The sequence below is a fragment of the Arthrobacter sp. PAMC 25486 genome (genome assembly GCF_000785535.1).
GTDB lineage: Bacteria > Actinomycetota > Actinomycetes > Actinomycetales > Micrococcaceae > Specibacter.
The window spans coordinates 3,928,245-3,948,019 of record NZ_CP007595.1; the positions used below are offsets into that span (position 1 = coordinate 3,928,245).

Here is a 19,775-nt window from a genome sequence, read left to right on the forward strand (position 1 = left end):
GGGATCGGCATCGAAAATGCGGCAAGGCTGACTGTCGGTCCGGGGTGCTAGCCGACCAAGCCGCCAAAGAGCAGGCCCAGCAGGTACGTGGCGGCGGCTGCACCCATGCCGATGGCCAGCTGGCGCAGGCCGCGCCACAGCGGGGACGCGCCGGAGAGCAGCCCCACCACGGCGCCGGTTCCCATGAGTGTGATGCCCACCAGAACGCAGGAAAGTAGCAGCGCGCCGATGCCTGTCATCCCGAAGAGGAACGGAATGATGGGGATGATGGCGCCGGATGCGAAGAAACAAAAACTGGAACTTGCCGCTCCCCAGGCCGTGCCGAGGGTTTCGTGCTCGCTGGCTTCCTCAAACTTCTCCGGCGTCAGCGAGAGGCTGGGGTCGCAGTCGCAGGTGAACTGGCCCATCCGTTCTGCTGCCCGGTGTTCCGCGGCTTCCCGGGACATGCCCCGGGCGAGGTAGACCAACACCAGCTCATTATTTTCAAGGTCCAGCGAGGGGGCTGCCGACAGGGTGACCTGAGTGGGCTGGGAGGCGTCGAGGAGTTCGCGTTGTGAGCGGACGGAGACGAATTCGCCGGCGCCCATGGACAACGCGCCAGCGAGAAGACCTGCAATGCCGCTAAACAGCACCACCGAGCTGCCCACGCCGGTGGCGGCCATCCCCACCACAAGGGACAGGTTGCTGACCAGCCCGTCATTCGCACCGAATACGGCCGCACGGAAGGAGCCGGAGAGTCGGATTCGTCCCCGGGTTGCCAAGCCCCTGACAACCTCCTCATGGATGGCTTCGTCGGCCGCCATTGCATCGGTTGCATCGGCATCGGTGGCGTAGGGCGACCGGGATTCCGAACGCTGGGCCAGGGCCAGGACAAACACGGAACCAAAGCGGCGAGCAAGCATGCCCAGGAACTGGTTGTGCAAGGACGCACGGACGGGCTGAGCGGCGTGCTCGCCCAACAAGTCCAACCAGTGTTGTTCGTGCCGCCCCTCGGCTGCTGCCAGCGCCATGAGGATGGTGTGCTCTTCCCCTTCGCGGCGCTTGGCAAGGTCGCGATACACAGCTGCCTCGGCGCGCTCATCGGCCAAATACTGGCGCCAGCGCTTAATTTCAGCGGTGGTAAGAATTCGTTCAGGCATGGTGAAGCTCCTCAAAGTCAGCCCTCACTGTAGCCCGGATTCTAGCGGTTTTTCGGCCGGGATACCTAGCGGGAAGGTTTCGGCGCACCGGAAAATCCTGCGTAAAGATGTATTCAGAAAGTACTTGACACAATGGAAAGTACTTTCGTAGAGTTGTGTCAACGCTTCAGTCCAACAAGATGTTTCAACCGAGGAGAATCTCATGACCAGTACCCAGCAGACCAAGACCCACGACTACTACGCCACCCGCGTCATGCGGATCGGGATGGCCATGGGCCTGGCCTGCATGGCGGCATTGTTCATCGCAGGTCTCGTCAAGGGAAACGCAGGGATGCTGGTCATGGCCGCCAGCTCCGCTGCGGTCCTTGGCGCCACGTGGGCTTCCATCAGTGCGGCAGCCGGGAACAAGGCAGCCAAGGCGCAGGCCGCCAACAGCTGAGCCGACCATTCCCTGCACCCCGGAACTGGAATATGCTGTGGGCCAACGGCCGTGTGCAAGGCGGCCGCGATCCGGACGGTGGCCACTACATGAGTGAAGTTCTGTTCCCCATAATGACGGGAGACCCGTCCGAACCGGGAGTCCTGCTGCAATGGCGTGCCCCCAACGGCAGTGCAGTCGTCGCCTATCAAATCATCGCCGAGGTTACGATTGACAAGTTCGACGCCGAGGTCAACACCCCGGTCTCCGGCACCTTGAACTGGGCGGTACAAGAAGGCGACGAGGTGGCACAGGGTGCGGTGATTGCCGTCATCGAGCCCTAACTTCTCCGTGAGCCGAGCCTCTGGTGAGTCTCGGTCCGGAGGCCCTCGGAGTTGTGCGCCTGGTCGGTCGACATTCAGATGCAGCACTACGCGTTGCGGGTGGACGACGGGCACTTCGACAGGGCACTCGTGCGCCCCATCGAAGCGCAGCTCGAGTACTGGACCAACCCGCAAATGACACGTTCGGGCGAGACGACCACCGAGCACGGCGGACGCGGCGTCTACTTCAGGGACCCCGCAGGGCATGGCCTCGAACTCATTACCCAGCCATATTTCTAGGCCCAAGGGATCGTTCCAGCACCAATGCTTGGATCCGGCGGCTGGAAAATTCCTGCCGGCAGCCGATCAGTAGGCAGACAGCCGGAAGCCAATGCCGCGCCCGGCCCGCACACCCGTCTGCGCAACCGTGACCACAAGGGTTCCGATTTCGGGAATCCAGCGGGCAGGCCGGACTGCGTTGGCCAGCGCGGAAATGAGCTGAGCCGGCTCCGGCGACCAGTACGCGTGGTGGCCTTTTGGGGTCAGGAAGGTGACAGCGCCGAGATTTGCATCAACGGCGGGCAGCACGGCAATTCCTTGTGTTTTCGCGGCGGCAGTGGCGGGTTTTGCGGTGGCGACAGTTGAAAGAGACATGGCTTTAACCTTTGCTTGCTCTTGCCAACGGAGGTTTCCGCCGGCCGCTTCCTCATCCGAACCACCCGTGAAGCATGGGGTTGGCGTGCGGCCAGTCGGAGCTTGGCACCGCATCTCTTGAAGCTGCCTCCAACACTACGTCGTTAAAGCACGACGGCGGGAGGTTCCGTCACATATTACGGAACCCACCGCCGTCGAACTTCTTGGCCCATAAAAGATCTGACCCGCAGAAAACGACGAGAATCGACGCGAAATCGCGTATTTTCACCGTTTTATGCGGGTCAGATGTAAAGGGGCAAGCTACTTCGCCAGTGCGGGAACTTCCTCGTCCGGGTTGGAATCGGTGGCTGCCGCGGCCAGGCGGTCATCCCAGGCCTTGCGGATGTGGGCCGGGGTTTCAGGGGTCAGCAGCGAGACTACAACGTAGACGATGAGCGAGGAGGCCAGACCGAAGTAGATGGGCTCGTTGGCGTAGATGCCGTCGGCGCTGTGGATGATGCCGGTGGCGTAGATGACAAGGGAGGCGATGGTGACAACGCAGCCGACGGCCATGGACCAGGCGGCGCCCAGGCCGGTGCCGCGCTTCCAGACGAGGCCGCCGATGATGGCCACGAGCAGGCCGCCGACGAGGATGTCGTAGGCGATGGTCAGGGCGAACACCACATCGTTGACCACAATGGAGATGCCTACAACGAGCACACCGATCACCAGGATGTACCAGCGGTTTGCCCTGATGTCGTGTTCCGGGTTGGTGGAATCGGAGTTGTCGATGTCCTTGCCGAACCAGCTGGCGACGAACGGAATGACGTCCTTGCGGGCCACCGTGGCGGCGGCAATGAGCGAGCCGGAGGCGGTGGACATCATGGCGGCCACGGCGGCGGCCAGCACGATGCCGCCGACGCCGATGGGCAGCAGTTCCGTGGCGACGAGCGCATACACGTCGTCCTTAAGTTCCACATGGCCGGACAGGGCCACGGAGGCGGCCATGCCGATCAGTGCGCCGGCAACGCCGTACAGGATGCAGTAGATGCCTGCCGTGGCGCCGCCCCAGCGGGCAATTTCCGGTGTGCGGGCGGTGAAGACGCGCTGCCAGATGTCCTGGCCGATGAGCAGGCCCAGCGTGTACACCACAAAGTAGGTGATGATGGTCTGGGTGCCGATGCCGTCCCACTGGAAGAAGCTGGCATCCACGCGCTCGCGGATGCCGTCAATGCCGCCCGCGGCGTTCCATGCGAACGGCAGCATGAGCAGGAAGACGCCCACGGTCTTGATGACGAACTGCACCTGGTCGGCCAGGGTGATGGACCACATGCCGCCAATGGTCGAATAGATCAGCACGATCGCCCCGCCGACGGCGATGGCCAGCCAGCGGTCCCAGCCGAACAGCACCACGAAGATGGTGGCGTAGGCGCCGGTGGAGGTTGCCGAAATCATGATGGTGTACGCGAGCATGACGATGCCCGAAACCTTGGTGGTTTCCTGACCGTAGCGCAGGCTCAGCATCTGCGAGACCGTGTAGATCTTCAGCTTCTGCAGTGTGGGCGCAAAGAGCAGACTCAGCAACAGCACGCCGACGCCGATGGCGACCACGAGCCACATGCCGGAGATGCCGAACTTGTAGCCTAGCCCCACCCCTCCCACCGTGGAGGCCCCGCCAAGAACGACGGCGGCCATGGTCCCGGTGTAGAGGAAGGGACCCAGGCGGCGGCCGGCGACGAGGAAGTCGCTGTTGTTCTTGGTCCGCGATTTGCCCCACCAGCCGAAAGCCAGCATGGCCACCAAATATAAGACGACTATGGCAATGTTCAAGTCCACGCGATGCTCCAGTGTGCGAAGTAGATAGGGAGTCCCCAGAAAGAATTGCCTCTTGAGCAACAATTGTTGTCTATTAGGCTAAACTGTGATGGTAGTAACAGTCAATGCGCCGCTTAAAAACAAGGGGCAGTTAAGTTGTCGAGGAGCCGCCATGAAAGCTTTGCCCCTGGAACCAAGCGCCGAACCCGTTGCCATCGGATCGCGCATTCGCGCGGCACGGCAGGACCAGCGGCTCACCATTGAGCAGGTTGCCGATGCAACCGGGCTGACAAAAGGGTTCCTCAGCCGGGTTGAACGCGATTTAACCTCTCCAAGTGTGGCCTCTTTGGTGACCTTGTGCCAAGTTCTCTCGATCTCCATCGGCGAACTGTTTGCCGCCCCGGAAACCCATTTGACCCGACGGGGCGAGGGGCCGCGCATCTCCCTCGGAGGCGAGGGGATCGTCGAGCGGCTGCTGACCTCGCGCTCGGAGCGGCGCCTGCAGATCTTGGGGGCCACCATTGAGCCCTTTGGTCGCGGTGAATCGGAGCTGTATGCCGTGGACTGTGACGTTGACGTGCTGCACATCATGAGCGGGGAACTGACGTTGCGCATGACCCAAGAGTCCTATGACCTGAAGGCGGGGGACACGCTGTCGTTTCCCGGACGCGAGCCGCATAGCTGGGAAAACCGCACGGCCTACCCGGTTGAGGCCTTGTGGATCCTGGTGCCGGCAGCGTCAGGTTCCGGGCCAAGCTAGCTGACGCTTCTGCTCCTAGTCCGCCCGACGCAAGCCGGCCCCGCCGCGCCAGGCCTGGCTGGGTTTACTCCGGCTCCGAGGGAATGTTACCGTGCGGTAGTCTTGGCGTGAGCCATATCACACTAAGGGGTATTTGTGAGCCGAACGCAACCAACCACCGCGAGGCAGGCCGGCGGGACCGCACCCCGCCTGGGCAGCCGGACATGGTTGGCCCTCATTATTGTGGGCTTTGCCGGGCAGCTGGCCTGGACCGTGGAAAACATGTACCTGAACGTGTTTGTCTACAACACCATCAGCACCAACCCGGCCGTTTTGGCCCTGTTGGTTTCCTCCAGCGCCGTTGTCGCCACAGCCGCCACGTTCCTGATCGGTGCAGCCTCCGACCGGCGCCGCCGGCGCCGCATCTTCATCGCCGCCGGCTATGTTTTGTGGGGCGCCTGCACGGCCGCGTTCGGTTTCGTCCAGACCAGTGCCGTGGCCGCCATCCTGCCCGCCGCCAATGCCGTAGTGGTGGCCATCATTGCGATCGTGCTGCTGGATGCCGTGATGTCCTTCTTCGGCTCGGGCGCCAACGACGCCGCCTTCAACGCCTGGGTCACCGAATCCACGGTTCCCGTCAACAGGGGCCGGGTGGAAGGTGTCCTCTCGGTCATGCCGCTGTTGTCCATGCTGGTGATCTTTGGGCTGCTGGACGGACTGACCCAGGGCGGGAACTGGAAACTCTTCTTCGGCATCATTGGGGCGGTGACAGCCTTGATTGGTGTGCTCGCGTGGTTCCTGGTCCGCGATTCGCCCGCCCTGGTGGTCAGTGGCGACAGCTACCTGCGCTCGGTCGTCCACGGCCTGCGCCCCTCGGTGATGCGCGCGAATCCCCGCCTGTATTGGGCGCTCACGGCCTGGCTGGTGGTGGGCACCTGCACCCAGGTGTTCCTGCCCTACCTGATCATTTACATCCAGAGGTACCTGCGGATTGACGGTTACGCGATCATTTTGGCCGTGGTCCTGGTGTCCTCCGCGGTGCTGAGCATTCTCGGCGGCCGCATCATTGACAGGATTGGCAAGCTCGTCTCCGTCATGCCGGCCACCGCGATCCTGGTGATCGGCCTGGTGGGCATGTTCTTTGCCCGCGGCACGGGCCCGGTGATGCTGGCCGGAACCATCATGATGTCCGGGTTCATGCTGACGACGGCGGCGATCTCGGCCATGGTGCGCGACTACACGCCGCCGGAGCGGGTGGGCAACGTTCAGGGCTTGCGGATGATCTTCGCCATCATGGTGCCCATGGTCGTCGGCCCGTTTGTGGGGGCGGCGGTCATTGCCGGGGCGGCCGAAACATATGTTGACCTGGGCGTGGTGAAGTCCGTGCCGACGCCGTGGATCTTCCTGGCGGCCGCCGCCGTTGCGGTCTTCACCGTGCTCCCGGTACTGCGCCTGCGCCGCGCCACTGCCCTGGCGGCGCCGGCATGAGCGGGCTGCGGCCGCCGCGGCTTACTCCGTGGGGGCAAGCCCTGGATCCGAATGCGGTGCTGGCAGAATATCCGCGGCCCCAGCTCGTGCGCGACAGCTACCTGAACCTCAACGGCACCTGGCACTACGCCATCACCGGCCCGGGCACGCAGGGTTTCGATGGGATGCACGACGGCGTTGCGCCGGGCGCCGCCGACGGTGAGATCCTGGTGCCCTTCTCACCGGAAACCCCGCTCTCCGGTGTGCGTCGCCAGCTGCAACCGGGGCAGACCCTGCGCTATTGGCGGGACTTCACCCTGCCCGGTGGTTTCCAGCGGGACCGCGTGCTGCTGCATTTTGGTGCCGTGGACCAGCGCTGCACTGTCACCGTCAACGGGGTTGCTGTTGGTGGGCACCGCGGAGGCTTCCTGCCCTTCACCCTGGACATCACGGCGGCACTGCAGCTCGGCGCGCACGGGCCGACCGGCCTCCACATCCTGCGGGTCGATGTCCAGGACGACAGCGACACGTCCTACCATTCCCGGGGCAAACAACGGCTCAAGCGCGGGGGTATTTGGTACACAGCCCAGTCGGGCATCTGGCAGACCGTGTGGCTGGAATCCGTGCCCGCGGTGCATGTTGACAAGCTCGTGCTGGTTCCGGACCTCGCCGGGCACTCCGTGCAGGTGACAGTGTGCACCCAAGGTGCGGGTACCGCCGTCGGGCATGCCCAAACGGCCCACGTGGTCATCAGCGACGACGCCGGGGAACTCCTGTCCGCTGCCGTTGACGTCAACGTGCCCACGAGAATTACCCTGGGCAGGGTCCGCCCGTGGACGCCGGAGGACCCGTTTCTTTACGACGTGGGGGTGGCCCTGGGGGATGACCACCTCACGAGCTACTTCGGCATGCGTTCCTTCGGTACGGGGCCGGACGCCAACGGGGTCACCCGGCTGCTGCTCAATGGTGAACCGTACTTTCACGCCGGGCTGCTGGATCAGGGCTACTGGTCCGACGGCTTTCTGACCCCGCCCTCGGATGAAGCCATGATCCACGACATCTCCACGGCCAAGCGGCTGGGCTTCACCATGCTGCGCAAACACATCAAGATCGAGCCGCTGCGTTGGTACTACCACTGCGACCGTCTAGGCATCCTCGTCTGGCAGGACCTGGTCAATGGCGGTACCAACTACAAGGCACCCGTCATTACTGCTCCCGTGCTGCTGCCCATGCGCCTCAGCGACAACAAACACGCGAAATTCGGCCGGGCCGATGCGCGTGGCCGCGCAGACTTCATGGCTGAACTGCGGGAAACCGTGGAGCATTTGCGCAACGTGGTCTCGCTGGCCGTATGGGTGCCCTTCAATGAAGGTTGGGGACAGTTCGATGCGCTCGCCGCCACCGCGGAGCTGCGGCGGCTGGATCCGCACCGCACCGTCGATCACGCCAGCGGCTGGCATGATCAGGGCGGCGGAGACCTGAAAAGCCTGCACGTCTATTTCACCCCGTTTAAGCTGCGGAAGCGGTGGCGGGCGGACCCGCGCGCCGTCGTGCTCTCCGAATATGGCGGATACAGCCTGCGGATGCCTGGTCATGATTTCAGCGCGCGCGAATTTGGCTACCGGAGGTACCGTAACGCCGCCGCGCTGGCTGGCGCGTTCACCCGGCTCCATGAACAGCAGATCGTACCGGCCCTCGCGGACGGGCTGTCCGCAACCGTCTATACCCAACTTTCCGACGTCGAAGACGAACTCAACGGACTGCTCAGCTATGACAGAAGGGTGGCCAAGCTCCCCGACGCCGTGGTGCAATCCGTGACAGCGCAACTGAGCTTCAAACCTACTATCCACAAGGGAATGCCATGACAGCGGACATGCTGGTTGAAAAAGAAATAACATCGCCCGTGGCACTGACGCTCCCCAACGGCAGGCTCAACCCTGAAGCTGTGGGGTGGACGCGCACGCCGCTGCACGACACCTCCGGCATTGGCCGTGGGCGCCAGCGGTGGGGGCGGAACAAACGCTGGGAATATTGGGCGCTCACGACTCCAACGCACATTGCGGCCTTGACGGTTTCCTCCCTGGACTATGCAGCCGTGCATGAACTGTGGGTGCTGGACCGGACCACCGGAGTTTCGGTTGGCGCAAACGTGACGGGCATGCTGGGCGGCAGCGCCACCCTGCCGCCGTCGATGGGGGAGGGGCCTGCCCAAGCACGGAGCAAGAATCTGAGCATTGACATCATCGAGGTTCCCGGCGGGACTCGGCTGCGTGCCCAGACACCCCGGGTGCGGCTGGACATTATGGCTGCCAGGCCCGCAGGCCACGAGTCCCTGGGCGTTGTGGTGCCGTGGAACGACCGCCAGTTCCAGTACACGGTCAAGGATGTTGCCCGCCCGGCCAGCGGCACCCTGTCCGTTGACGGCATCGGGTTCGAGATTCCGGCGGGAGAGTCCTGGGCCGTCCTGGACCATGGCCGCGGCCGCTGGCCCTACACGATGCACTGGAATTGGGGTGCTGGTTCAGGCACCACCGACGGGCGCGTGATCGGCATCCAGCTCGGCTCCAAATGGACCGACGGCACCGGTGCCACCGAAAACTCACTGCTGGTGGACGGCAGGCTGCACAAGATCAGCGAAAACCTGGTGTGGGACTACAACACCACCGAATGGCTGGCGCCGTGGCACATTCACGGCCAGTCGGCGGACCTCATCTTCACACCGTTTTACGACAAGGTCTCCGCCATCAACTTGGGGCTCCTGGGCAACAACACCCACCAGTGCTTTGGCCACTACGACGGCGAGATCGCCGACAGCGCCGGAAACCGCATCCGGGTGGCCGGCATCCTTGGCTGGGCCGAGGACGTCCACAACCGCTGGTGATCCCCACGCCCTCCCTAACCTCGTGCCTCGGCCAGGGAACCCTCGGGCGCGTGGGCCCATCGCCCTCCCTAACCTCGTGCCTCGGCCAGGGAACCCTCGGGCGCGTGGACCCATTGCCCTCAGCCCACGTGCACCCAGGGCCGCTGGGTGAGCTCGGGTTCCGCCTCACGGAGCACCTCGCGGGTCACCGGCGCTATTTCGCCCTCGCCGATGAACAGGTACTTCAGCAGGTTCGTGATGGGGTTGCCCTCGGTCCAACGGAAGTAAATGTGCGGAATCAGCCCTGTGGCGTCCCGGATGTGCAGCAGGACGGCGGCAATCGTGTTGGGCACGTTGGAGGAATGCACCTGGAGAATTTTGAAGCCGTGGCGGGTGATGCCCTTGACCTCCAATGCCGTTTCAAAGTCCGATGAGTCATCCACGATGACCTCCATGAACAGTACGTCGCGGGGGTTGCCAATCTCATTGACGAGCGCAGCATGGGCCAACTTGCGCCGGTAAGCGGCCGCGCTGCGGGTCTTGGGATCGTGGGAGATGATCCGGATGGCGCCCTCGTCCAGGGCGGCCACAAAATTCATGGCGGCCTCATCCATGCGGATCCAGGTGGCCCGCAGCTCAAAGGAGCGCCGCAGCCGGGAGAGCAGGCTGACGATCACAATGCCCAGGATGAACAGCAGGGCAATCTTGAGCCCGTCGGGCCGTTCAATGGAATTCGCCACGGTCGTGTAAATGAACGCCAGCGACACCGCGCCGAAACCAACCGTCTTTGCCCGCTCGCCCTTCCGCCTGGCCGAGAGTGTCACGGCAATGGCCGCCGAGGTGATGAGCACCAGCACGCCGGTGGCGTAGGCACCTCCCTGGGCATCGACGTCGGCCTTGAAAATGATGGTGATGAGAACGGCGACGGCGGTGAACACGAGTACCAGCGGGCGAACCGCACCAGCCCACTGCGGTGCCATGCCGAAGCGCGGCAGGTAGCGCGGCACGAGGTTGAGCAGGCCGGCCATGGCGCTGGCGCCGGCAAACCACAGGATGGCGATGGTGCTGATGTCGTAGACGGTGCCGAAGCCTTCGCCGAGGAGGTCGTGGGCCAGGAACGCCAGGGCACGGCCGTTGGCGGCGCCGCCGGGCTGGAATTCCGCGGCCGGTATCAGGATGGTGGTGGCGATGGAGGAGGTGATGAGGAAGCTGCTCATGATGAGCGCCGCTGTCGTCAGCAGTCTGTGGGCGCCCTTGATGCGGCCCTCGGGATTCTCCTCCGTGTCGGTGGACCGGCCCTTGATCTGGGGCATGACGGCGACGCCGGTTTCAAAACCGGACAGGCCGAGCGCCAGGCGCGGGAAGACCAGAAGGGCGATCGCGACCACCATGACAGGGTTGCCGTGCTGGGTTGTCAGCGCCGTCCACCAGTCATTGGTGAGCAGCGGGCTTTGGGCCACGTTGACCAGGGCTACGCTGATGACAACCAGGTTCAGGGTCAGGAACACGGCCACCAACACCACGGCAATGCCGATGGCCTCCTTGAAGCCGCGCAGGAAGACGGCGGCCAGCCCGGCAATCAGCACGAGTGTGATGGCGATGTTGTGCCCTTGCAGGAAATTGGGGGCGAAGGGATTTTCAATCACATGGGCCGTGGCGTCAGCGCTGGAGAGTGTGATGGTGATCATGAAGTCGGTGGCGGCAAAACCCAGCAGCGCAAGCACGAAGAGTTTCCCCCACCAACGCGGCAGGAGGCGTTCGAGCATGGCGATGGATCCTGCACCGTGCGGGCTCTCCCGCGCCACTCGCTTGTAGACGGGCAGTGCGCCAAGTAAGGTCACGAGCACGAGCACGATCGTGGCCAGGGGAGCCAGCACACCGGCGGCCAGCGCGGCGATGGCCGGCTGGTAGCCAAGGGTTGAGAAATAGTCCAGGCCCGTCAGGCACATGACACGCCACCACGAATGGCGCTTGTGTCCCGCCTCGGGCCGGCCGTGGGGGCCCTGCCGCTTGCCGGAACTTTCCGGCATGCCCTCGAGCAGCCACTGGCGCAGGGCCGCCTTGCCCCGCAGCTTCACAGGAGCGCCGGGGTCGTCAGGGGCTTTGGCGAGGGATGTCACAGGCGGCCTTCCGTTTCGGCGCCGTTCTCCGGCGGCTTATGGAGACTAGCACCGGCTTGGGCTGAAAGGACCCTGTCTTGACGAAATCTTAACGCCGAATCTTCCGGATTGCAGGGACTGTGGTCCGGATTGCGAAGGCAGTCGGCTGCTTGGCTGGGAGGTGGCCCAGATTGCCAGCCCGGGGGTAGTTGTTGCCATTCGCCCGCGGTGTACCGGGGTCGGATTGCAACAACTACCCCCGGAGCCGGCGAAATTGTCCGCAATGGCGGCGAATGGCAACTATTACCCCGCGAAAGCGCTTGCGCCGCACCCTCTTATCAAGTGCCGCCGTCCTGAGTGAACCACAGTCGACGGAAAGTATCCCTCATGAAACTTTTGGTTCCCATTAGTGAACATCAGTTGTACGATAGTGAGCAACTGCTTAGGTGTGACGCACGTCTACTGTGCGCCACCCGCCTGAGAAACCGCCACAAGAAACGAGGACATCCATGAAAGAGCTCCGCATCGAGGCCAACGGAAACCTTGGCCCGATCGATTCCTCCCGGATCCCGCGCTACGCGGGCGCCGCGACGTACGCGCGCCTCCCGCGACTGGACCAGGTCGCGAAGGCCGATGTCGCCGTCGTCGGCGTCCCCTTTGACAGTGGCGTTTCCTACCGCCCGGGTGCCCGCTTCGGCGCCAACCACGTCCGTGAAGCGTCCCGCCTGCTGCGCCCGTACAACCCGGCCTGGGATGTTTCCCCGTTTGAAAACTGCCAGGTGGCCGACGCCGGCGACATGGCCGTGAACCCCTTCAACATCAACGAAGCCATTGAAACCATCCAGCAAAACGCGCTAGACCTGACCGCCGGCGGCTCCAAGCTGCTGACCATCGGTGGCGACCACACCATCTCCCTGCCGCTGCTGCGTGCGGCCGCCGAGCGTGCCGGCGAGCCCATCGCCATGTTGCACTTCGACGCGCACCTGGACACCTGGGACACCTACTTTGGCGCCGAATATACGCACGGCACCCCCTTCCGCCGCGCCGTCGAGGAAGGCATCCTGGACACGGAGGCCATCTCCCACGTGGGCACCCGGGGCCCGCTCTACGGCAAGAAGGACCTCGACGACGACCACCGCTTCGGCTTCGGCATCGTCACCTCCGCGGACGTCTACTACCAGGGCGTGCTGGAAACCGTCGCCAAGATCCGCGACCGGATCGGCAAACGCCCCCTCTACATCTCCGTCGACATCGACGTGCTGGACCCCGCGCACGCCCCCGGCACCGGCACCCCCGAGGCCGGCGGCATCAGCAGCCGCGAGCTCATCGAGATCATCCGCGGCTTCCGCGGCATGAACCTGGTCGGCGCCGACATCGTGGAGGTGGCACCCGCCTACGACCACGCCGAAATCACCGGGATCGCCGCCAGCCACGTGGGCTTTGAACTCGTCACACTGATGGCCGACAACCATGTTGCAGGCGACCGCTTTGGTGCACCCAACGGTTACGCCGCACAGGCACTCGATGCAGAAGCACGACGCCGGACGGCCGGGTTCGCGCCTGCCGCCACCACCGAAGGCGGCATCAAGTGACGGCCCCGGTCGAGACCCAGGTTCAGCGCAACGGTGGCGACCTCGTCGTCGAGACCCTGACCGCACTGGGTGCCAAGACGGTTTTTGGCATCCCCGGCCAGCACGCGCTGGGCCTCTTTGATGCGCTCAGCCGCTCGCCGCTGCATTTTGTCTCCTCCCGTGTGGAAAACAACTCCGCCTTCGCCGCCGACGGCTACTCCCGCGCCACGGGCGAGGTGGGTGTGCTGTTCCTGTCCACCGGACCCGGCGCATTGACGGCCCTGGCCGGGCTACAGGAAGCCTACGCTACCGGCGTTCCCATGATTGTTGTGGCCAGCCAGATCCCGCTGGAAGGTTTGGGTGCCCGGCGCAAGGGCATGCTGCACCAGCTCGATGACCAGAAGGCTTCGGCTGCGAACGTGACGAAGAGCCAGCGGCTTATCCAGCACGCCTCCGGCATTCCCTCCGCCATCCAGGATGCGTGGACGGAAGCCGTGTCCTCCCCGCAGGGCCCGGTGTGGGTCGAGGTGCCGCAAAACGTGCTGCTCGATCCCATCTTTGTCCCGGCCGTCGAAGATGCGCTGGCCGAACCGTTCGACAACCCGCCGCGCGTCGAACTTGTGCGGGAAGCGGTGAAATGGTTGACCGCCGCAAAACGCCCCGCCATCGTTGCCGGCGGCGGTGCCCGCCGCGGCAGCGCCGAGAAGCAGCTGCTCTCCATCGCCGAAAAGCTCAACGCCCCGGTCGTCTGCACACCCGGCGGCAACGGTGCGTTCCCCTGGAACCACGAACTGTCGCTGCAGTCGTGGATGGAGGACCGCTACGTCACCGAGGTCTTGGAAGACGCGGACGTGCTGGTCGTCGTCGGCTCGTCCCTGGGGGAGGTGTCCAGCAACTACTTCACCATGGAGCCGCGCGGGCGCATCATCCAGATCGACGCCGAACCGCGCGTACTGGAGTCCAACCGCCCGGCCCTGGGCATCCGCGCCGACGCCGGACAGGCACTGACGGCACTCGATGAAGCGCTGGACGCCTCGCTCAGCGCCGACGCGGACTGGCATGGAGCCACGCCGCAGGCCGTCGTGGCCGAAACCCTTGCGAAGGTGCAGGCCCGGCTCGACGGGCAGGACCTGGCCCTTGAACGCAAGTTCATGGCCGACATCCGCGAGGCTGTACCAGCAGATATGCAGACGTTCTGGGACATGACCATCTCCGCCTACTGGGGCTGGAGCTGCTGGGACTCACGGGACGGCGAGTTCCACTCGGCACAGGGTGCCGGCGGCCTCGGCTACGGCTTCCCGGCCGCATTGGGCGGGGCCCTTGGCCTGCAGAGCCAAGGCAAGCCCTCCCGCGTGCTGGCCGTGGCCGGCGACGGATCCTCCATGTACTCCATTGCGGAACTGGCCACGGCCAGGCAGCACAATGCGCCCGTCACCTGGCTCATCGTTGACGACGGTGGCTACGGCATCCTGCGCGAATACATGATCGACACCTTCGGCAAGGCCACCCACACCGAGCTCGCCCGGCCTGACTTTGTGAAGCTCGCGGAGGCCTTCGGTGTTCCTGCCCAGCGGGTGGCGCCCGAGGATGTCGGGGACGCACTCAAGGCGGGCTTCGCCGCCGACGGGCCCAACGTCGTCGTGGTTGACGTGCTGTTGAAGATGTTTGGACCCACCCACCTGGACATCTAACGCGGACGTCCCTGACGCCCGGTTCGAAACCGCAGCTGATGCGATGAATTTGCCCAAATCATCGCATCAGCTGCTGTTTCAATTCCTGGGACCGGCGCTCAGCCGGTGCCGATAGGATGAATTCCATGAGTTCCGCTGTTGGGTCGCAGACCCGTCCGTTCCAAGTTGACCTGCATGGCGTCGTTGACCTTCTGAGCCGGCACATTTATTCGGGACCGCAGGTATACCTGCGCGAACTGATCCAAAACGGCCGCGATGCCATTGTTGCCCGCCGGCTGGCAGAAGGAGCCGAAGGCGCGGAGTCGTCCGGCCGGCGGGAAATCCGCATCTTCCCGTCCAGCCCGGACAACCCCGAATTCCGGGTGGACGACGACGGCATCGGCCTGAACGTCGACGAGGTGGCGCAGCTGCTGGCCACCGTGGGACGCAGTTCCAAGCGGGATCTTTTTGAGCTGCCGCGCCAGGACCTGCTGGGCCAGTTCGGCATCGGCCTGCTGTCCTGCTTCATGGTGGCCGATGAAATCGAGGTGGTCTCCCGCAAGGCGGGCGAGAGCGCCGTCAGATGGGTCGGTTCCGCATCCGGGACGTTCAGTGTGAGCGTGCTGGACGGCGTCGACCTTCCCGTGGGAACCAGTGTGAAGCTGCGCCCCCGCGCCGATGACGCGGAGCTGTGCACCCGCAAAACGGTCACCGAACTGGCCACGCGCTATGCCCGCTACCTGCCGGTGCCGATCCTGGTTGCCGATGGCACCGGAGGCTTCGACACCATCAACCGCCCGTCGCTATTCATCCTGGCCGGGGAGGAAAGGGCGGAGCGGCGCAGCGAACTGCTGGAGCTGGGCACCGAGCTGATCGGCGCCCGGCCATTGGACGCCATTGAGCTCAGCGGCCCCTCCACCGGAACCCGCGGCACCGCCTACATCCTGCCGTTCACCCCGCCGCCGTCTGCCCGGGCCGCGCACGCCGTCTACCTCGGCGGCATGCTCGTCGATGAGCACAGCCAGGACCTGTTGCCGGAATGGGCCTTCTTTGTGCGGGCCGTAGTGGATTCCACGGGCCTGAAACCGACGGCATCGCGCGAATCCCTCGTGGCCGACGAATCGTTGGAGATGACCCGGACCGAACTGGGGGCCGCGCTGCGGGCCTGGATCATCCGCATGGGAGCCGCCAACCCGAACAAACTGGCCGAATTTGTCTCCATCCACCACCTGGGCCTGAAATCGCTGGTGGCGCACGACGACGAACTGGCCTCGTTCCTGACCCGCTGGCTGAGCGTGGAAACCACCGCCGGACGCATGACCATCGAAGAACTGGTCTCCCGCCAAAAACACATCAGGTACACCGAGTCGATGGAGGAATTCCGCCAGATCGCCGCCATGGTTCCGGCCGAAGACCCCGTGGTCAACGGCGGCTATGTCTACGACACGGAGATCATCCGCCGCCTGCCTTTCCTCTTCGACGGCACGAGTGTGGAGAAGGTGGCGCTGGCAGCGCTGCTGAATTCCCTCGCTGTCCCGGCACTGGCGGAACGTGCAGCCGTGCTGGAATTTGAGCAGCGCGCCAGCGCAGTCCTGAAGCCCTTCGACGTCCAGGTGAACGTGCGCAACTTTGCGCCGGTGGAGGTTTCCGCCCTGTACCTGGCAGACGAAGCTGTGCTGCGCGGGATGCATCGCAGTGCTGCCCGCAGAGTGGCCAATTCCCTGTGGAGCGGGGTGCTGGCCAAGGCCGAAAAATCCTTGGAAGCAGCCACGGAGCACAACCACCAGCTGGCCCAGGCCACCCTCTGTGCTAATTGGGACAACCCGCTGATCCGCACACTGGCCAAAAGCAGCGACGGTGCAGTCTTCAACCGGACCATCAAGCTGCTGTACGTGCAGGCCATGCTCGGCGCCCACCAGCCGCTCGGGGCCGCCCAGCGCAGCCTGCTCACAGAATCGCTCAATGACCTGGTCCAGCTGAGCATGAGCAGCTAGCCCACCATCCATGCGCCGCCCGCGGACGGCGGTGCCGCCGCACGGCCAATTCGCGTGCGGCGACGCTTGTCCATGTAAGAGGGAACAGAAATGAAGACCACCGAAGAACTTGAAAACCTCATCGGCAAGGCCGCAGACGCCATGTGGGGGACTGAGCTTGCCGTCATGCTGGAGCGGGCCCTGGCCCTGGCACTTGACCAGGGCGACGAGTCAGGGGAATACCGGGTGCGCCTGCTCATGGGCAACAACGCCCAAATGACGGGGGACACCGACAGGTTGCTGACAAACTTTGCCTGGTGCCTGGCCAAGCATGACGAGGATCCGGGCCGGTTCCCCATCGAGCCCGATGAAGGCATCGATCTCATGTGGCAGTTCAAGTGGATGGTGGGGGTGCTTGGCGCAGACCCGCAGTTTTCCACGGAGCAGATCAATGCGGTGATGGCCGACATGGAGGCGCACTACAGGCGGGCCAACCTGGGACTCTCAGGGGTTGCCATGGCGAGGTTTGAAGCGGCCTTTAGCAACGGCCACCTGCACGAAGCCCATGAAGCATATGCCACGCTGGGTTCCACAGCGCGTGATGAGTACTCCCATTGCGACGCCTGTGTCCGCTCGGTGGCCATGGACTACCACTTCAGCACAGGCGAGCACGTCAAGGGGATCGCCGAGTTCAAGGAGATCATGGATGGCGGCTATAGCTGTGGTGAGGAACCGGAAAATGCCATGTCGGTGGCGCTCATCCCGCTGCTGCGATCCGGCGACACCGGCGGACTGGCCTCGCTGCACCGGCGCAGCTACCGCGAGGCGCGGGGGAATGCCGACAACGTGGGCATCATTGCCAACCATGTGGCCTTCTGCGCCGTGACCGGCAATGAGGCGCGGGGCGTGGCCCTGGCGGAGCGGCACCTTGCCTGGCTGGCCCACGATCCCTTGTCGCACCGCAAGCACCTCAACTTCCTCACCGCCCTGGGCCTGTTGCTGGAGAAGCTGGTTTCCTCCGGCCACGGCGATATTGTCATCCGTGGCACGGAGAACACCCAGCTCGACCCCTTCTTTGGGCAACGCAGCGGTGTCCTCTCTGCCGCAGAGCTGGCGCCACTGTGCTGGTCGGCCGCGGAAGTCCTGGCAGCGGACTTTGATACCCGTAACGGCAATGAGTTCCATGGCCGGCAGATTGCCGAGCGCCGCGCCATGGTGACCGAAAGCCACCCGCTCGAGCTCGGCTCCGAGACATTCAACAGCCCGGCCGCACCCGCCATTGAGCAGCCGGCCAGCAGCGACGAATGGCAGACCCTGGCCATCGATTTGGCAACAACGGGCCAATTCGACGCCGCCCTGGCCGCCTGCGCCAGCGGGGTGCGCGGCACACAAGATCCCCGTGAGCTTGCCGCATTGCACAACGTTGCCATCGGCGTTCACGCCCACGTTCCCGGTGAGAATAGCCGCACGCTCCTGCGTGCAGCAGTAGTGCTGCGGGCAGCCGCCCTGCGCGCGGCAGGGGACGAAGAACTGGCGGGCCTCACGGAGCGGACTGCAGAACTGCTGGCCGGCCCGGACACCAACGACAGCAATGAAGCAAAACTGGCCTTGGTTGAGACGGAGTTGCCGGCACTGGCCCACCACCCGGAAGCACGCTACATCCTCAACGCGGAACGTGGCCACATCATGACCGAGAGCGGACAGCTTGAGCAGGCCCGTGCAGCCCTGGCGGAGATGGACCAGGCCATCACGGAGTGGTCCGCTGCCGCCGCCACACCCACAGAAACAACCCTCCGCCGGGCCAAGGCGGAGCATTCCTCGCTCATGCTGCGACTGGGCATCCAGGCCGATGACCTTGAAGAAATCAGGGTCTGGCTGGCCAGGAACCTGGCACATGAAACATCCGTGGTCCGGAAGTCGACCAGTCTCGGGCTGCGAGCACGGTTGGTGGCACAGGATGGGGATCTTGCCCGGGCCCTGACCGACGCGGAGGACTCCACGGACCTGCTGCTGGGACTAGGTGCCCGCGAGACCGTGGCCCAGTCCGTTCAGCTCTCGGCCGCCATCCTGCACAACATGGGGCGGATACAGGAATACCGGGCCCGGCTGCGTTTTGGCATACAGCAAGCCCAGCTGGCCGAGTCACCGTACGTACTGGGCTTGGCCCATATGCTGGCCAGGGATCTGGTGGAGCACGGCGCCAACGATGAGGCCATCGAGCTCCTCGATGAGACCCTGAACAATTCCGGCGTCGAGATTGGCAGCCACGACCGTGGCGAGCTGTATGACCTGCTCGGCAGCGCCCTGCGGGGAGCAGAGGAACTGGGCGGCGCCCTGAACGCGTGGGCACTGGGAATTGAGTGCTTTGAGGCCAACGAGGAGGCGGACCGGGCAGCTCAGCTGCACCTGGCCATCAGCTCCACCTACCGGGAAGCCGGCTACCCTGACCGGGCTGCGGAGGGTGCCCGTGCAGCCGTGGACGGGCTGGCCGCAGCAATGGCTGCAGGAGACTCAGGCATCGAGCCCCAGTCATTGGTGGCAGCCCACATGCAGCTCGCCGAAGCGTTGAGCCTGGACGGCGACGACGGCGCCCTTGCCGCAATTGAGGCCGCCAATACCCTCGCTGTGCAGGCGGATTCGCCGGCGCAAGCCGCGGAAATCCAGCTGATCCGTGCCCGCCACCTGTTCCGCGACGGCGAGGTGGACGGTGCCGTGGCCCAGACGTTGCAGGCTTCCAGTGCGCTGGACGAGATCGACGACGTACACAACCAGTCAATGCTGGCCCTCTTGCAGGCGGCCCACATGCTGGACAACGCCAAGCGCCATGACGATGCCGCGGCCATTTACCGCAGCGTCATTGAAGCACTCGAGGGGGATTCGCAGGGCCAGGAGATCGTGCGGCACCAGCTGGCGGACTGCCTCGAGGCAGCCGGGCGAAGTGCCGAGGCTGTGGCCGTCCGCACCGAGGCCGAGGCGCAGCGCAGGCAGTAGTCCCGCCCCAGTCAGACGGCTCCCTCACCTTTTGGAGTGTTTCTGGGAGGGCTTCCCTCACCTTCCGGCGCACGTGC

The 19,775-nt window shown here is 64.6% G+C and carries 15 protein-coding genes and 1 riboswitch; of the genes, 11 read left to right on the plus strand and 4 right to left on the minus strand.

Annotation, left to right across the window (positions count from 1 at the left end):
• Positions 1-47: 47 nt before the first annotated feature.
• Positions 48-1,139, minus strand: a complete 1,092-nt coding sequence (locus art_RS17765) for a VIT1/CCC1 transporter family protein (RefSeq protein ID WP_082000407.1) — start codon at positions 1,137-1,139, stop codon at positions 48-50.
• A 202-nt stretch (positions 1,140-1,341) separates the two neighbouring features.
• Here art_RS17765 and art_RS22385 point away from each other — a divergent pair, with 202 nt between their 5' ends.
• From art_RS22385 to art_RS17780, 3 genes are all read left to right on the plus strand, one after another.
• Entirely contained in the window at positions 1,342-1,578 is a 237-nt protein-coding gene (locus art_RS22385) for a hypothetical protein (RefSeq protein ID WP_038467011.1), read from the plus strand.
• 89 nt (positions 1,579-1,667) lie between these two features.
• Positions 1,668-1,901, plus strand: coding sequence for a biotin/lipoyl-containing protein (locus art_RS22390; protein ID WP_038470871.1), 234 nt, complete (start codon positions 1,668-1,670; stop codon positions 1,899-1,901).
• Between the two features lie 51 nt (positions 1,902-1,952).
• A complete protein-coding gene (locus art_RS17780; protein WP_216699563.1) occupies positions 1,953-2,180 on the plus strand; it encodes a hypothetical protein in 228 nt (75 codons plus the stop codon).
• Between the two features lie 66 nt (positions 2,181-2,246).
• On the opposite strand, the gene art_RS22395 is transcribed toward art_RS17780, so the two are convergent.
• Positions 2,247-2,534, minus strand: coding sequence for a hypothetical protein (locus art_RS22395; protein WP_038467013.1), 288 nt, complete (start codon positions 2,532-2,534; stop codon positions 2,247-2,249).
• A 12-nt stretch (positions 2,535-2,546) separates the two neighbouring features.
• A riboswitch (SAM riboswitch) is annotated at positions 2,547-2,657 on the minus strand.
• A gap of 177 nt (positions 2,658-2,834) precedes the next feature.
• Positions 2,835-4,307, minus strand: coding sequence for a sodium:solute symporter (locus tag art_RS17790; protein WP_082000592.1), 1,473 nt, complete (start codon positions 4,305-4,307; stop codon positions 2,835-2,837).
• 193 nt (positions 4,308-4,500) lie between these two features.
• On the opposite strand from art_RS17790, the gene art_RS17795 reads away from it, so the two are divergent.
• The 4 genes from art_RS17795 to art_RS17810 all read left to right on the plus strand — a co-directional run bounded on the left by art_RS17795 (position 4,501) and on the right by art_RS17810 (position 9,415).
• Positions 4,501-5,088, plus strand: coding sequence for a helix-turn-helix domain-containing protein (locus tag art_RS17795; RefSeq protein ID WP_038467019.1), 588 nt, complete (start codon positions 4,501-4,503; stop codon positions 5,086-5,088).
• 135 nt (positions 5,089-5,223) lie between these two features.
• On the plus strand, positions 5,224-6,555 hold the full coding sequence (locus art_RS17800; protein WP_038467022.1) for an MFS transporter: 1,332 nt from the start codon (positions 5,224-5,226) through the stop codon (positions 6,553-6,555).
• Complete coding sequence (locus art_RS17805) at positions 6,552-8,399, plus strand: glycoside hydrolase family 2 protein (RefSeq protein ID WP_038467024.1); 1,848 nt, start codon at positions 6,552-6,554, stop codon at positions 8,397-8,399. Before art_RS17800 ends, art_RS17805 begins: the two co-directional genes overlap by 4 nt.
• Complete coding sequence (locus art_RS17810) at positions 8,396-9,415, plus strand: DUF2804 domain-containing protein (RefSeq protein WP_038467027.1); 1,020 nt, start codon at positions 8,396-8,398, stop codon at positions 9,413-9,415. The genes art_RS17805 and art_RS17810 overlap by 4 nt, the downstream gene beginning before the upstream one ends.
• A 119-nt stretch (positions 9,416-9,534) precedes the next feature.
• Here art_RS17810 and art_RS17815 read toward each other — a convergent pair whose 3' ends face one another.
• Positions 9,535-11,514: an APC family permease gene (locus tag art_RS17815; protein ID WP_038467030.1), complete on the minus strand. Its 1,980-nt coding sequence runs from the start codon at positions 11,512-11,514 to the stop codon at positions 9,535-9,537.
• A gap of 488 nt (positions 11,515-12,002) precedes the next feature.
• Between art_RS17815 and speB the strand changes: the two genes are divergently transcribed.
• From speB to art_RS17835, 4 genes are all read left to right on the plus strand, one after another.
• Positions 12,003-13,085: an agmatinase gene (gene speB, locus art_RS17820; protein WP_038467032.1), complete on the plus strand. Its 1,083-nt coding sequence runs from the start codon at positions 12,003-12,005 to the stop codon at positions 13,083-13,085.
• Positions 13,082-14,755 carry a thiamine pyrophosphate-binding protein gene (locus tag art_RS17825; RefSeq protein WP_038467035.1) on the plus strand — a complete coding sequence of 558 codons (1,674 nt, stop codon included), beginning with the start codon at positions 13,082-13,084 and terminating at the stop codon, positions 14,753-14,755. Before speB ends, art_RS17825 begins: the two co-directional genes overlap by 4 nt.
• Before the next feature lie 125 nt (positions 14,756-14,880).
• Positions 14,881-16,728: an HSP90 family protein gene (locus art_RS17830; protein ID WP_038467038.1), complete on the plus strand. Its 1,848-nt coding sequence runs from the start codon at positions 14,881-14,883 to the stop codon at positions 16,726-16,728.
• Between the two features lie 90 nt (positions 16,729-16,818).
• Positions 16,819-19,698 carry a lipopolysaccharide assembly protein LapB gene (locus tag art_RS17835; RefSeq protein WP_038467041.1) on the plus strand — a complete coding sequence of 960 codons (2,880 nt, stop codon included), beginning with the start codon at positions 16,819-16,821 and terminating at the stop codon, positions 19,696-19,698.
• The last annotated feature ends 77 nt before the right edge of the window (positions 19,699-19,775 follow it).